Source organism: Pseudomonas sp. FFUP_PS_473 (genome assembly GCF_002858665.1).
Taxonomy (GTDB): domain Bacteria; phylum Pseudomonadota; class Gammaproteobacteria; order Pseudomonadales; family Pseudomonadaceae; genus Aquipseudomonas; species Aquipseudomonas defluvii.
The window spans coordinates 1-14,070 of sequence record NZ_PJQQ01000051.1 but is presented as its reverse complement, the minus strand read 5'-3'; the positions used below and the strand labels follow the sequence as shown (position 1 = coordinate 14,070).

General features: G+C 60.5%; 12 protein-coding genes. 9 read left to right on the top strand and 3 right to left on the bottom strand.

Translation table 11 applies throughout. The features are described from left to right. The first annotated feature begins 104 nt into the window (after positions 1–104). From CYD26_RS23120 to CYD26_RS23090, 7 genes are all read left to right on the top strand, one after another. On the top strand, positions 105–1,019 hold the full coding sequence (locus tag CYD26_RS23120; RefSeq protein WP_065759327.1) for a glutamate/aspartate ABC transporter substrate-binding protein: 915 nt from the start codon (positions 105–107) through the stop codon (positions 1,017–1,019). A gap of 96 nt (positions 1,020–1,115) precedes the next feature. Continuing rightward, on the top strand, positions 1,116–1,862 hold the full coding sequence (locus CYD26_RS23115) for an amino acid ABC transporter permease (RefSeq protein ID WP_102053773.1): 747 nt from the start codon (positions 1,116–1,118) through the stop codon (positions 1,860–1,862). Next, the gene (locus tag CYD26_RS23110; protein WP_102053772.1) at positions 1,859–2,527 is read left to right on the top strand and encodes an amino acid ABC transporter permease; all 669 of its coding nucleotides are present in this window, start codon (positions 1,859–1,861) and stop codon (positions 2,525–2,527) included. Before CYD26_RS23115 ends, CYD26_RS23110 begins: the two co-directional genes overlap by 4 nt. After that, on the top strand, positions 2,524–3,258 hold the full coding sequence (locus CYD26_RS23105) for an amino acid ABC transporter ATP-binding protein (RefSeq protein ID WP_102053771.1): 735 nt from the start codon (positions 2,524–2,526) through the stop codon (positions 3,256–3,258). Before CYD26_RS23110 ends, CYD26_RS23105 begins: the two co-directional genes overlap by 4 nt. 65 nt (positions 3,259–3,323) lie before the next feature. After that, the gene (locus CYD26_RS23100; RefSeq protein WP_102053778.1) at positions 3,324–5,231 is read left to right on the top strand and encodes an ATP-binding protein; all 1,908 of its coding nucleotides are present in this window, start codon (positions 3,324–3,326) and stop codon (positions 5,229–5,231) included. Next, the gene (locus tag CYD26_RS23095) at positions 5,228–6,553 is read left to right on the top strand and encodes a sigma-54 dependent transcriptional regulator (protein ID WP_102053770.1); all 1,326 of its coding nucleotides are present in this window, start codon (positions 5,228–5,230) and stop codon (positions 6,551–6,553) included. The genes CYD26_RS23100 and CYD26_RS23095 overlap by 4 nt, the downstream gene beginning before the upstream one ends. Before the next feature lie 35 nt (positions 6,554–6,588). Then, positions 6,589–6,924, top strand: a complete 336-nt coding sequence (locus tag CYD26_RS23090; RefSeq protein WP_102053769.1) for a GlpM family protein — start codon at positions 6,589–6,591, stop codon at positions 6,922–6,924. Here the strand turns inward: CYD26_RS23090 and CYD26_RS23085 are convergent. Next, positions 6,921–7,913, bottom strand: a complete 993-nt coding sequence (locus tag CYD26_RS23085) for an alpha/beta fold hydrolase (RefSeq protein WP_102053768.1) — start codon at positions 7,911–7,913, stop codon at positions 6,921–6,923. The two genes, CYD26_RS23090 and CYD26_RS23085, sit on opposite strands and share 4 nt — an antisense overlap. Positions 7,914–8,053: 140 nt before the next feature. Next, positions 8,054–10,363, bottom strand: a complete 2,310-nt coding sequence (gene metE, locus CYD26_RS23080; RefSeq protein WP_102053767.1) for a 5-methyltetrahydropteroyltriglutamate--homocysteine S-methyltransferase — start codon at positions 10,361–10,363, stop codon at positions 8,054–8,056. 110 nt (positions 10,364–10,473) lie between these two features. On the opposite strand from metE, the gene metR reads away from it, so the two are divergent. Beyond that, positions 10,474–11,391, top strand: a complete 918-nt coding sequence (gene metR / locus CYD26_RS23075) for a transcriptional regulator MetR (RefSeq protein WP_065759335.1) — start codon at positions 10,474–10,476, stop codon at positions 11,389–11,391. A gap of 4 nt (positions 11,392–11,395) precedes the next feature. On the opposite strand, the gene CYD26_RS23070 is transcribed toward metR, so the two are convergent. After that, on the bottom strand, positions 11,396–11,809 hold the full coding sequence (locus CYD26_RS23070; RefSeq protein ID WP_102053766.1) for an NUDIX domain-containing protein: 414 nt from the start codon (positions 11,807–11,809) through the stop codon (positions 11,396–11,398). 156 nt (positions 11,810–11,965) lie between these two features. Between CYD26_RS23070 and CYD26_RS23065 the strand changes: the two genes are divergently transcribed. Then, positions 11,966–13,582, top strand: a complete 1,617-nt coding sequence (locus CYD26_RS23065; RefSeq protein WP_102053765.1) for an FMN-binding glutamate synthase family protein — start codon at positions 11,966–11,968, stop codon at positions 13,580–13,582. Positions 13,583–14,070 lie beyond the last annotated feature (488 nt).

Here is a 14,070-nt window from a genome sequence, read left to right as displayed (position 1 = left end):
TCTACACTCAGTACCCGAATGCGCAAACCGCTTGATTGCAGTGTTCGCTGAACGAATGAGCCCAGCAAAGGCTCCATAAAAAAAACAACGTCGAGGAAATTTTGATGCGTATCGTTCCCCACCTGTTGGGCGCCGCTATCGCGGCCGCTTTGATCAGCACGCCAGTATTTGCCGCCGATCTGACCGGCACGCTGAAGAAAATCAAGGAATCGGGCACCATTACCCTGGGGCACCGCGACGCTTCCATTCCGTTCTCCTACATCGCTGACGCATCGGGCAAACCGGTCGGTTATGCACACGACATCCAGCTGGCAATCGTCGAGGCCCTCAAGAAGGACCTGGACGCACCAAACCTTCAGGTCAAATACAACCTGGTGACCTCGCAAACCCGTATTCCGCTGGTGCAGAACGGCACAGTGGACGTCGAGTGCGGTTCGACCACCAACAACGTCGAACGCCAGCAACAGGTCGACTTCTCGGTCGGCATCTTCGAGATCGGCACCCGCCTGCTGACGAAAAAGGACTCCAAGTACAAGGACTTCCCGGACCTGGCCGGCAAGAACGTGGTCACCACCGCCGGCACCACCTCCGAGCGCATCCTCAAGGCGATGAACGCCGACAAGCAGATGAAGATGAACGTCATCTCGGCCAAGGACCACGGTGAGTCCTTCCAGATGCTCGAGTCCGGTCGTGCCGTTGCCTTCATGATGGATGACGCCCTGCTCGCTGGCGAAATGGCCAAGGCCAAGAAGCCAACCGACTGGGAAGTGACCGGCACCCCGCAGTCCTATGAGATCTACGGTTGCATGGTGCGCAAAGGCGATGCGCCCTTCAAGAAAGCCGTCGATGACGCGATCGTTGCACTCTACAAATCAGGCGAGATCAACAAGATCTACGATAAATGGTTCCAGCAGCCAATTCCGCCAAAAGGCCTGAACCTGATGTTCCCGATGAGCGACGAGCTCAAGGCGCTCATCGCCAACCCCACTGACAAAGCTGCAGACGAAAAGAAGTCCTGATCCCAGGCAGTGACTAACCTTTCATCCGAGGGCGCCCTGTGCGCACTCGGATGCTCGAAGGTGCCCGTGAAACAACTGATCTGAGGGGAGACCCCGATGAATTACAACTGGGACTGGGGCGTTTTTTTCAAGTCCACCGGCGTGGGCAGCGAGATCTATCTCGACTGGTTCATCTCCGGGCTAGGCTGGACCGTCGGCATTGCCGCCGCCGCCTGGGTCATTGCGCTGTTGCTGGGTTCGGTACTCGGCGTCATGCGCACCGTCCCGAACCGTCTGGTATCGGGTATTGCCACGGCCTACGTGGAACTTTTTCGTAACGTACCGCTGCTGGTGCAGCTGTTCATCTGGTACTTCCTGATACCGGACATGCTGCCCGAAGGGCTGCAGGAGTGGTACAAGCAAGACCTCAATCCGACCACCTCGGCCTTCATCAGCGTGGTGATCTGCCTGGGTCTGTTTACGGCTGCACGAGTCTGCGAGCAAGTCCGTACCGGTATCCAGGCGCTGCCACGAGGCCAGGAGTCCGCCGCGCGCGCCATGGGCTTCAGCCTGCCGCAGATCTACTGGAACGTACTGCTGCCGCAAGCGTATCGGATCATCATTCCGCCGCTCACCTCGGAATTCCTGAACGTGTTCAAGAACTCCTCGGTGGCCTCGCTGATCGGCCTGATGGAATTGCTGGCACAGACCAAGCAGACCGCCGAGTTCTCCGCAAACCTGTTTGAAGCCTTCACCCTGGCCACCCTGATCTACTTCACTCTGAACATGAGCCTGATGCTGCTCATGCGTCTGATCGAGAAGAAAGTCGCCGTGCCTGGCCTGATCTCCGTGGGAGGTAAATGATGGACTTCAGTGGAATCATTCCCGCCCTGCCGGCCCTCTGGAACGGCATGCTGATGACCCTGCAACTCATGGTCCTGGGGGTCATTGGCGGTATTGCCCTGGGTACCGTGCTGGCGCTGATGCGCTTGTCCTCCAACAAGCTGCTGGCCAATCTCGCGGGTGCCTACGTCAACTACTTCCGCTCCATTCCGCTGCTGCTGGTCATCACCTGGTTCTACCTGGCGGTACCGTTCGTGCTGCGCTGGATTACCGGCGAAGACACACCCGTCGGGGCGTTCACCTCGTGCCTGATCGCGTTCATGATGTTCGAGGCGGCGTACTTCTGTGAGATCGTCCGTGCTGGTGTGCAGTCGATCGCCAAAGGCCAGATGGGTGCTGCGCAGGCACTGGGCATGACCTACGGTCAAACCATGCGCCTGATCATCCTGCCTCAGGCCTTTCGCAAGATGACCCCACTGCTGCTGCAGCAGAGCATTATCCTGTTTCAAGACACCTCGCTGGTCTACACCGTCGGCCTGGTAGATTTCCTCAACTCCGCACGTGCCAGCGGCGACATCATCGGGCAATCCAACGAGTTTCTGTTGTTCGCCGGTGCCGTGTACTTCGTTATCAGCTTCTCCGCCTCCTTCCTGGTCAAGCGTCTGCAGAAAAGGTTAACCGTATGATCTCTATCAAGAACGTCAACAAGTGGTACGGCGACTTCCAGGTACTGACCGACTGCAGCACCGAAGTCAAAAAAGGCGAAGTGGTCGTGGTCTGCGGCCCGTCGGGCTCGGGTAAATCGACCCTGATCAAATGCGTCAACGCACTGGAGCCGTTCCAGAAAGGCGACATCATTGTCGACGGCACCTCGATTGCCGATCCGAAGACCAACCTGCCGAAACTGCGTTCGCGAGTGGGCATGGTGTTCCAGCATTTCGAGCTGTTCCCCCACTTGACCATCACCGAGAACCTGACCATTGCCCAGCGCAAGGTGCTGGGCCGCAGTGAAGCCGAAGCGACCAAGAAAGGCCTGGCCTTGCTGGACCGCGTTGGCCTCAGTGCCCATGCGAAAAAGCACCCAGGGCAACTCTCAGGTGGTCAACAGCAGCGTGTGGCAATTGCCCGCGCGCTGTCGATGGACCCGATCGTCATGCTGTTCGACGAACCGACTTCGGCACTGGACCCTGAGATGGTCAACGAAGTACTGGACGTCATGGTTGAGCTGGCACACGAAGGCATGACCATGATGTGCGTGACCCACGAAATGGGGTTCGCTCGCAAGGTCGCCAACCGGGTGATTTTCATGGACCAGGGCCGGATCATCGAGGACTGCCAGAAAGAGGAGTTCTTCGGTAATACCGATGCGCGCCATGAGCGCACACAGCACTTCCTCAGCAAGATCCTGCAACACTAATGCACCACTGCCGCCTGTCCGGTGTTCGCCGGGCAGGCGGCGCTGGTCGTACCAAGGCCACTGTGATGAAATGCGACCCTACGCTCTTTCGCCCAGCCAAGCCTGCACTTGCCGTGAAACCCCGTCTGATCCGTCACCTGTTTCTGCCACCACTGATCCTCCTGCTGATGATCGGCCTGGGCGTGGCCGGCTTTCTGATCAGCGAGCACAACGGCATACGCACCTTGAGCGAAACAGGCGAACGCCAGCTTGAGCTGCATGCGCGAGCGGTCGAGAGCGAAATCAGCAAGTACACCTACCTGCCAAGCTTGCTGGAGTTGGAGCAGAGTGTCTCAAGCCTGCTGAACGAAACGGATGGCGAACATCGCCAGGCCGTCAATGAATACCTCGAGGGCCTGAACCGACGCAGCCGCAGCCGGGCGATCTATGTCCTGGACACCAGCGGCCGGGTACAGGCCACGAGCAACTGGCGCGATGTCGACAGCTACCTGGGCGAAGACCTGTCCTTCCGTGCCTACTTCCAGGATGCCGTGCGCGGCCAGCCTGGGCGTTTCTATGGCATTGGCAGCACCACGGGCGAACCCGGCTATTACCTGGCACACGGCCTGGAAGAGCATGGCAAGATCATTGGCGTTGCAGTCATCAAGGTGCGCCTTGAAGCCCTCGAAGAACGCTGGCAACGGGCACGTCTGGAAGCCTTCGTCAGCGATGAGAATGGCATCATCATCCTCTCCAGCGACCCTGCACGGCGTCTGAAGTCAGTACGACCACTGACACCGGAAACCAAGGAGCGCCTGGCGCGCAGCCTGCAATACTACTGGTGGCCACTCAACGAACTGCAGCCGCTGTCGCGCGAGAAACTGGGCGACGGCGTGGAGAAGCTGAGTTTCCCGGCCAATGCCGAGCTCGGTGACAGCCACCATGAAGTCGCCTACCTGGCCCAGACTCGCCGCCTGAGTGATACCCCTTGGCACTTTACCCTGCTGACACCACTGCAGGACCTGCGCCGCGAGTCCATCATTCAGGGGGTACTGGCGGCTGTGGCCTTCGCACTGCTGGCCATCCTCCTGATTGCCTGGAACGAGCGGCGTAAAGTGATCGCCACGCGCCTGGCCGCCAGAGAAGCCCTGGAAGAAGCCAATAGCCAGCTGGAGCGCAAGATCGCCGAACGAACAGCCGATCTGCGCGCCAGTAATGAACGCCTCAAGGGCCAGATCCGTGAACGGCGCCATGCCGAACAGACACTGCGCCATGCTCAGGACGAACTGGTTCAGGCTGGCAAGCTGGCGGCCATCGGCCAGATGTCTACCAGCATCGCTCATGAACTCAACCAGCCGCTTGCGGCATTACGCACATTGTCCGGCAACACCGTTCGCTTCCTCGAACGCGGTGCGCTGGAAACAGCCAGTACCAACCTACTGACCATGAACGACCTGATCGATCGCATGGGCCGCATCACCGCCAGCCTGCGCTCATTTGCACGACGTGGTGATGACGGTGGCCAAGCCTCCTTGAGCAAAGCGGTGGAGGCCAGCCTGCAGGTACTCGGCAACCGTATCGCGAGCAGCCAGTTGCAGGTGCACAACGCGTTCGACGACCAGCAACTGGCCATCGACCAGACGCGGCTGGAGCAGATTCTGGTCAACCTGATCGGCAACGCCCTCGATGCCATGGCCGCGCAGCCCCAACCACAGCTATGGCTGGAAGGCGAACTGCTGAACGACAAGTACCGTCTGCGTGTACGCGATAACGGTCATGGCATTGACGATGAAACACGTAAGCACCTGTTTGAACCCTTTTTCACCACCAAACCCGGAGAGCACGGCCTGGGCCTGGGCCTGACCTTGTCCGCCAGCCTTGCCGCCGCTGCCGGCGGCAGCCTGAGTGTCGAACACCCCGCCAGTGGCGGTACCGCGTTCATCCTCAGCCTGCCCCTGGTGTCCGCCGCCTCAGAACCTGCCGAGTCCTTATGAACCAAGCGCCACTTACCGTCCTGATCGTCGAAGATGACCCGCATGTGTTGCTCGGCTGCCAGCAGGCATTGGCACTGGAGGACATCGCCAGTGAGGGTGTCGGCAGCGCTGAAGACGCGCTGCAGCGGATCGGCGATGACTTCGCGGGAATCGTCGTCAGTGACATTCGCCTGCCTGGCATCGACGGCCTGGAGTTGCTCAGTCGACTCAAAGCCCGCGACCCTAGCCTGCCGGTGGTACTGATCACAGGTCACGGCGACATCAATATGGCAGTGGGCGCCATGCGCAATGGCGCCTATGACTTCATGGAAAAACCCTTCTCGCCAGAGCGTTTGGTCGACGTGGTCCGCCGCGCCCTCGAACAGCGTGGCCTGGCCCGCGAAGTGTTTGCCCTGCGTCGTCAGCTGGCCGAGCAAAGCACCCTGGAAGGCCGGATCATCGGCCGTTCGCCGGCCATGCAGGAGCTGCGTGAACTGATTGCCAACGTCGCCGACACCTCGGCCAACGTGCTGATCGAAGGTGAAACAGGTACCGGCAAGGAATTGGTGGCGCGCTGCCTGCACGACTTCAGCCGACGCCAGGGTCAACCGTTCGTTGCACTCAATTGCGGTGGCCTGCCAGAGAACCTGTTTGAAAGCGAAATCTTCGGCCATGAGGCCAATGCCTTCACCGGGGCCGGCAAACGCCGGATCGGCAAGATCGAACACGCCAATGGCGGAACGCTGTTCCTCGATGAAGTCGAAAGCATGCCGATCAACCTGCAGATCAAACTGTTGCGAGTCCTTCAGGAACGCACCCTGGAGCGCTTGGGCTCGAACCAGAGCATCGCGGTCGACTGCCGGGTAATTGCCGCCACCAAAGCCGACCTCGACGCCCTCGGCCAATCCGGCCAGTTCCGCAGCGACCTGTACTACCGATTGAACGTGGTGACGCTGGAACTCCCACCGCTGCGCGAGCGTCGTGAAGACATCCTGCAGTTGTTCGAACACTTCCTGCTGCAGGCATCATTGCGCTTTGATCGCGAAGTACCAGCGCTCGACAGCCAGACCCTGTCACGCCTGATGGCGCACGATTGGCCGGGCAATGTCCGCGAACTGCGCAACGTTGCAGAGCGCTATGCCTTGGGCCTGCCGGCCTTCAAGAAAGCCGGTTCCAGCCCTGCGCAGGGCCTGGGTTTTTCCGAAGCCGTCGAAGCCTTTGAACGCAACCTGCTCAGCGACGCCCTGCAACGCACCGGTGGCAACCTCAGCCAGGCCAGCCAGGAATTGGGCATGGCCAAAACCACGCTGTTCGACAAGGTCAAGAAATACGGCCTGGGCTGATGCCCGGGCGTGATGCCACTGGATAGAGAATCAACGTGGATCTGTTACTCAAAGCCTGCCTCGGCGCTGCTGTCGTGGTGATACTCGCGGCCCTGGCCAAAACCCGCAACTACTACATCGCCGGGCTCGTCCCGCTGTTCCCCACCTTCGCCCTGATCGCCCACTACATTGTCGGCAAGGGCCGCTCCGTGGACGACCTGAAGACCACCATCCTGTTTGGCATGTGGTCGATCATCCCCTACTTCGTCTACCTCGCCGCACTCTACCTGCTGGTAGACCGCCTGCGCCTTGAAACCTCACTGGCCCTGGCCGCTGTCGCCTGGCTGATCGCTGCAACGGTACTGGTAAGCGTCTGGGTACGCTTTCACTAAAGCTGAGCCCAGTGGCTGAGGTCTTCGCGATGCTGACGCAGGTAAGGCAATACGGCCTCAAGCAAAGGCGCCTTGAACGGCTCCTGAAAGCGATGCGCCAAGCCGGGAATCAAGCGTAACTGGCTGCCCTGAATATGCGCGGCCAGGTGCACACCATGCATCACCGGCAACAGCGGATCAGCCGTGCCATGCACCACCAGTGTCGGCAGCCGCAAGCGGTTGAGCAGTTCGACACGGCTGGGTTCGGCGAGGATGGCCATGATCTGCCGCTTGACCCCATCAGGGTTGAATGCACGGTCGTAGGATGCCGCGGCCTGTTGCAACAACACCTGCCGGTCGTCCATCACCTGCGGGCTGCCCAAGGCGGCAAGCAGATCGGCTTGCTGCTCAATGGCTGCCTCCCGGCTCGGCGCTCCACGCCGGGCCAGTTGCTCCACCAGTGCCGGGTTCGGCGCAGGCAACCCGGAAGCGCCGGAACTGGACATGATCAGCGTCAGGCTTTCTACCCGCTGCGGCGCGAGGTCAGCCAGGTGTTGAGCGATCATCCCGCCCATGCTCACACCCAGAACATGAAAGCGCCTGACCTGCAACGCGTCCATCAACCCCAGGCCATCTTCGGCCATGTCCGTCAGGGTATAAGGCGCCGACACCGGCAGCCCGACTTTGTAGCGCAGTACTTCGTAGGTCAGGTTGGCGCTGACCGGTGGTTGACTCCAGGCCGACAACCCAACGTCGCGGTTGTCGTAGCGAATGACCCGAAAGCCTTGCTCGCACAGCGCAGCCACCACCTCATCCGGCCAATGGATAAGTTGCCCGCCCAGGCCCATGACCAACAACAGCGCAGGGTCGGAGCGACGCCCAATACTTTGATAAGCCAGGCTGACCTGCGCCAGTTCGACCCGCTCAGTTGGCACGTTGACGTCACAGCGTGACGCGGCGAACGCAGGTGCACCGCACAGCAGTGCGACAAAAAAGAAAAATGCCCGCATGACAGAAACACCAGAATGCAAATCCCCAGTAGAGCGCGAGTCTGATGACTTTCATTCGGGCGCGCTGCCACAAAACAGTGACCGTTTCATGACAATCGCCAAATGGTCAGACCTGCGGCTAACGCCGCAGGCCCATTGCCTTATGCAAGCTGGCTGCGTAACTGCCGTGCCGCCGCCACCATGTTAACCAAGGCTGCTTCGGTCTCCGGCCAGGCACGCGTCTTCAGGCCGCAATCCGGGTTCACCCAGAGGCGCTCGGCCGGAATACGCGTGGCGGCCTTGCTGATGAGCTTGACCATCTCGGCGGTGTCCGGCACCCGTGGTGAGTGAATGTCATAGACACCGGGGCCAATGTCATTGGGGTAGTCGAACGCTTCAAAGGCCTCCAACAGCTCCATGTCCGAGCGCGATGTCTCAATGGTGATGACATCGGCGTCCATTGCCGCAATCGCCTCAATCACATCATTGAACTCGCTGTAGCACATGTGGGTATGAATCTGGGTATCGTCACGCACCCCGCTGGAACACAGCCGGAAGGCCTCCACCGCCCAGTCCAGATAGCCCTGCCATTGAGCTTGGCGCAATGGCAAACCTTCACGGAAAGCCGCCTCGTCGATCTGAACGATCTTGATGCCGGCCTTTTCCAGATCCTGAACTTCATCACGAATCGCCAACGCCAGTTGCTGCGCCTGAACCTTGCGCGAGACATCTTCACGCGGGAAGGACCACATCAACATCGTGACCGGGCCTGTCAGCATGCCTTTCATGACCTTGTCGGTCTGACGCTGAGCGTACGCGATCCAGGCCACCGTCATGGCTTGCGGTCGGCTCAGGTCGCCATAAATGATCGCTGGTTTGACGCAACGCGAACCATAACTCTGCACCCAGCCGAAACGGGTGAATACATAGCCATCCAGTTGCTCGGCAAAATACTCGACCATGTCGTTACGTTCGGCTTCACCATGTACCAGCACATCCAGCCCCAGGCGCTCTTGCACCTTTACCGCATGACGAATTTCGCTGTGCATGGCATCGGTGTAGTCGCTGGCCGACAGCTTGCCTTGCTTATAGGCCTGACGTGCCAGACGAATCGCCGACGTCTGCGGGAACGAGCCAATGGTGGTGGTCGGGAAGGCAGGCAACTTCAATCGCTGCCGCTGCGCTTCGATACGCTGGGCGAAAGGTGACTGACGCTGACTGTCGCGAGCACTCACCGCAGCAACCCGCGCCTGAACCTGCGGTTTGTGAATACGTGACGATTGCGCCCGGCTGTGTTTTACCGCGCGGCTGCTGCTCAAGGCGGCCTGCACGTCAGCGTCCTGCAGGTTGTTCAGCGCCTTTGCCAATACAGAAATCTCACTGCATTTCTGGACGGCAAACGCCAGCCAGCCTTTCAGTTCGGCATCGAGCTTGTCCTCACGCGCCAGGTCCACCGGGCTGTGCAACAGTGAGCAGGAGCCGGCGACCCAGAGGTTGCTGCCAAAGCGCTGACGCGCCTGCTGCAGTTGCTCCAGCGCCTGGTCCAGGTCGCAACGCCAGACGTTACGGCCATTGACCACGCCCAACGACAGCACCTTGTAGCTCGGCAGACGATCAAGCACTGCCGGGAGTTGCTCCGGCGCACGTACCAGGTCGACATGCAGGCCATCCACCGGCAGGCTGACGGCCAGCCCCAGGTTGTCCTCCAGGGCACCAAAGTACGTCGCAACCAGCTTTTTCAGAGGGGAATACTGAAGAATGTGATAAGCCCGCTCAAAGGCACTCTTCCACGCCTGCGGCAGATCCAGGCACAGGATTGGCTCATCGATCTGCACCCACTCCACGCCTTGCCGAGCCAGGCGGCTGAGAATCTCACCGTACACGGGCAGCAGTCGCTCAAGCAGGTCGAGCTTGTCGAAGCCCTCGCCCTTGGCCTTGCCAAGCCACAAGTAGGTCAGTGGGCCGATCAGCACCGGCTTGACCGCATGGCCCAGCGCTTGCGCTTCAGCGACCTCATCGAACAATTGTTCCCAACTGAGCAGGAAACGCTGATCGGCACTGAACTCTGGCACCAGGTAGTGATAATTGGTATCGAACCACTTGGTCAGTTCCTGAGCGTACTGGGCTTGCCCCTGCGAACTACCGCAGCAGGTCGTTGCACCACGCGCCATCGCAAACACGGTATCGAGGGTTGGCAGACCGTCATCGCCCCTGGTCGCGGCAAAGCGCTCAGGAATGGCGCCGAAGGCTACCGAGTGCGCCAGTACCTGGTCGTACCAGGCGAAGTCCCCGACCGGCAGCAGTTCGATACCCGCCTCTTTCTGAACCTGCCAATGGCGCGCGCGCAACTCACGGCCAACCGCCAACAGCCCTGCCTGATCCAGGTCGCCTTTCCAATAGGCCTCCAGGGCTTTTTTCAATTCACGGTCAGCGCCGATGCGCGGAAAACCAAGGTTGTGGGCCAGTGCCATGACAAAACGTGCTCCCTGTAAAAGATGACGCTATTGTCGACAGCCGAGGCAACTTGAGACAAACTCAATAAATTCGTGTTCATCTCAAAGTTTACTCATGGAGCCTTCCGGTGCTTGAAATTCGTCACCTGAAAACCCTGCACGCCTTGCGCGAGGCCGACAGCCTGGTAGAGGCAGCAGAACGCCTGCACCTGACCCAATCGGCGCTGTCGCATCAATTCAAGGAGCTGGAAGAGCGCCTGGGTATGCAACTGTTCATGCGCAAGACCAAACCCCTGCGCTTCACCAGTGCCGGCCTGCGCCTGCTGCAGTTGGCCGACGCCACCCTGCCCTTGCTGCGCAGCGCCGAACGCGATATTGCGCGTTTGGCCGGCGGTACTGCAGGGCGCCTGCATATGGCCATCGAATGCCATAGCTGCTTTCAGTGGCTGATGCCGACCATCGACCAGTTCCGCGATGCCTGGCCGGAGGTCGAACTTGACCTGGCCTCGGGTTTCGCCTTTGCACCGCTGCCCGCACTGGCACGTGGTGACCTGGACCTGGTGGTGACCTCCGACCCACTGGAGTTGGCCGGGATCACCTATGTTCCGCTGTTCACTTACGAGGCCATGCTGGCCGTCGCCAATCAGCACCCTCTGGCGGGCAAGAGCTATGTCGTACCCGAAGACCTGTCCAGCGAAACCCTGATTACCTACCCGGTGGAGCGCGACCGCCTGGATATCTTCACCCGTTTCCTGGAGCCGGCCGACATCGAGCCCGCACAGGTGCGTACCGCGGAGCTGACGGTGATGATGATGCAGTTGGTCGCGAGCGGCCGCGGCGTCTGCGGCATGCCACATTGGGCGCTGCACGAGTACAGCTCACGTGGTTATGTGAAGGGCAAGCGTCTGGGCGAGAAAGGCCTGTTCGCCACGCTGTACGCGGCGGTACGTACCGATATGCTCGACGCCCCGTACATGCGCGACTTCCTGCTGACCGCCAAGGACACCTCCTTCTCCACGCTCGACGGCGTCAGCGCGGTGCGTTGAAGGATCAGGCTGGAGCGTGCGTCAACGTTCTGTAGAGCGGCAGAATCCAGTCTCGGGTCAAGGGGGCCAGTTCAAGGTTCAGGGTCGCGTTTGCATCGACCCAGACGGCCTCCTCGATTTCTGCTGCGGGCTCGACACTGGCGTCGGTATGAACCTGGAACAGCTCCGCCTGCACCTCAAACCCAGGCTCGTTGGCCGCTGGCGCGCTGAATACGCCAAGGTAGCCTGCTTTCAAGGGGTCGATCTGCAAGCCCAGTTCCTCGTGCAGCTCACGGGCCAGGGCATCGACAGGTTGCTCATGGGCTTCAATCTTGCCGCCTGGCTGCATGAACGCCTGCGTACCACGCTTGCGCACAAGAAGGGTTTGACCCTGCGGGTCGATCAACAGGGCAGCGGCAATGCGAATGATCTTGGTCATGGTCGGCTCTTCACGGAGAACGGGCAATGATACACGCAAGATTTCTGAACACAGACCTCACCGGGAGACCCTGGGCTGGCGTTTGAATCCTGAACCGGGCTATGGTCCAGCCTTGCCCAGGCCCTGAGCCTGACCGAGCCATCGCAAGGACCCTGTATGAGCCTGTCACTTCTCAGTCGCTACGCCTTTTTTGTCTGTTGTGTTCTGTTCACCCTCGCCAGCCTGCCGTTTCTTGAAAACGACTGGCTTTGGCCCTTCACCCTGACCACAGGCGTACTTAGCCTGATTGGCCTGGTTGATTTACTGCAGAGTCGCCACGCCGTCAGGCGCAATTACCCGATTTTGGGCAACATCCGCTATCTGGTCGAAGGTATTCGACCGGAAATCCGCCAGTACCTGCTGGAAGCTGACAGTGATGCCCTGCCCTTCTCGCGCGCGCAGCGCTCACTGGTTTATGCCCGAGCCAAGAACGAAGCCTCGGACAAGCCCTTTGGCACGCTGATCGATGTCTACCAATCGGGCTTTGAGTTCATTGGCCACTCCATGCGCCCGGCGCCACTGAGCGACCCGAACAGCTTTCGGGTCATGGTCGGCGGCCCGCAATGCACACAGCCGTATTCAGCCTCGGTGTTCAACATCTCGGCCATGAGCTTTGGCGCACTCAGCGCCAATGCCATTCGTGCGCTGAACCAGGGCGCCAAACTCGGCAACTTCGCCCACGATACTGGCGAAGGCAGCATCAGCCCTTACCACCGCGAGCATGGCGGCGACCTGACCTGGGAACTGGGCAGCGGCTACTTCGGTTGCCGCACGGCGGAGGGTCGCTTCGACCCTGAGCGCTTCGCCGAACAGGCGCGCAACCCGCAAATACGGATGATCGAAATCAAGATGAGCCAAGGGGCCAAGCCCGGCCACGGTGGCATACTGCCCAAGCACAAGGTCACCCGTGAAATCGCCGAAACCCGTGGCGTAGCCATGGGCGAAGACTGCATCTCACCGTCACGACACAGCGCCTTCTCGACCCCGATCGAGCTGATGCAGTTCATTGCCCAATTGCGCGAACTCTCCGGCGGCAAGCCGGTAGGCTTCAAATTCTGCCTGGGCCACCCGTGGGAATTCATGAGTATTGCCAAGGCCATGCTGGAAACCGGCATTCTGCCGGACTTTATCGTCATCGACGGCAAAGAAGGCGGCACGGGCGCGGCGCCCGTGGAGTTCACCGACCATATCGGCGTGCCGATGCGTGAAGGCCTGCTGTTCGTACACAACACACTGGTCGGCCTGAACCTGCGCGACAAAATCAAACTGGGTGCCAGCGGCAAAATCGTCAGTGCCTTCGACATTGCCAGTGTCCTGGCCATTGGTGCCGACTGGGCCAACTCGGCGCGCGGCTTCATGTTCGCCATCGGCTGCATCCAGTCGCAAAGCTGCCACACCAACAAGTGTCCAACCGGTGTCGCAACCCAGGACCCACTGCGCCAGCGCGCCTTGGTGGTACCCGACAAAGCCCAGCGGGTGTTCCACTTCCACCGCAACACCCTCAAGGCCCTGGCCGAAATGCTCGCGGCGGCTGGCCTGGATCACCCTTCACAGCTGCAAGCCAAACACCTGGTACGGCGCATGTCCGCGACCGAGATCAAACTGTTCTCGCAACTGCACGTATTCCTCAAGCCTGGTGAACTGCTGACAGGCGCAGTCAGCGGCGAGTTCTACCAGCGTATGTGGCGCATGGCCCGGGCTGACAGTTTTGAGGCGCACACAGACGTAGCCTGATTCAACGGAAAACCGGCCGAGCTTGCTGTGGGATGCCGGGGCTTCGGCGCGGTGTCAGCGCCTTCGCGGCGCCTGCATCGCGGGCAAGACCCGCTCCCACAGCTGGCCGGGCTCTGTTGGAGCAGGCTCGCCTGCGATGGCGTCGGTGGGGTGCCTGCGAGTCCGCGGCGCCTGCATCGCGGGCAAGACCCGCTCCTACAGCTGGCCGGGCTCTGTTGGAGCAGGCTCGCCTGCGATGGCGTCGGTGGGGTGCCTGCGAGTCCGCGGCGCCTGCATCGCGGGCAAGACCCGCTCCCACAGCTGGCGCGAGCTCTGTTGGAGCTGGCTTGCCTGCGATGGCGTCGGTGGGGTGTCCGTGAATTCGCGGTGGCTGCATCGCGGGCAAGACCCGCTCCTACAGCTGGCGCGGGCTCTGTTGGAGATTCTATGTTTGGGGGGAACCCCCAAACATAGAGTTTGGTTGGTACTCACTTTGGTTTTTCATCAAG

Bases quoted from the DNA above. Each gene is read 5' to 3' on its own strand.
- CYD26_RS23065 (WP_102053765.1), top strand. From the start codon at position 11,966: ATGAGCCTGTCACTTCTCAGTCGCTACGCCTTTTTTGTCTGTTGTGTT.
- CYD26_RS23100 (WP_102053778.1), top strand. From the start codon at position 3,324: ATGAAATGCGACCCTACGCTCTTTCGCCCAGCCAAGCCTGCACTTGCC.
- CYD26_RS23120 (WP_065759327.1), top strand. From the start codon at position 105: ATGCGTATCGTTCCCCACCTGTTGGGCGCCGCTATCGCGGCCGCTTTG.
- CYD26_RS23110 (WP_102053772.1), top strand. From the start codon at position 1,859: ATGATGGACTTCAGTGGAATCATTCCCGCCCTGCCGGCCCTCTGGAAC.
- metE (WP_102053767.1), bottom strand. From the start codon at position 10,363: ATGGCACTGGCCCACAACCTTGGTTTTCCGCGCATCGGCGCTGACCGT.
- CYD26_RS23085 (WP_102053768.1), bottom strand. From the start codon at position 7,913: ATGCGGGCATTTTTCTTTTTTGTCGCACTGCTGTGCGGTGCACCTGCG.
- CYD26_RS23070 (WP_102053766.1), bottom strand. From the start codon at position 11,809: ATGACCAAGATCATTCGCATTGCCGCTGCCCTGTTGATCGACCCGCAG.
- CYD26_RS23105 (WP_102053771.1), top strand. From the start codon at position 2,524: ATGATCTCTATCAAGAACGTCAACAAGTGGTACGGCGACTTCCAGGTA.
- CYD26_RS23115 (WP_102053773.1), top strand. From the start codon at position 1,116: ATGAATTACAACTGGGACTGGGGCGTTTTTTTCAAGTCCACCGGCGTG.
- CYD26_RS23095 (WP_102053770.1), top strand. From the start codon at position 5,228: ATGAACCAAGCGCCACTTACCGTCCTGATCGTCGAAGATGACCCGCAT.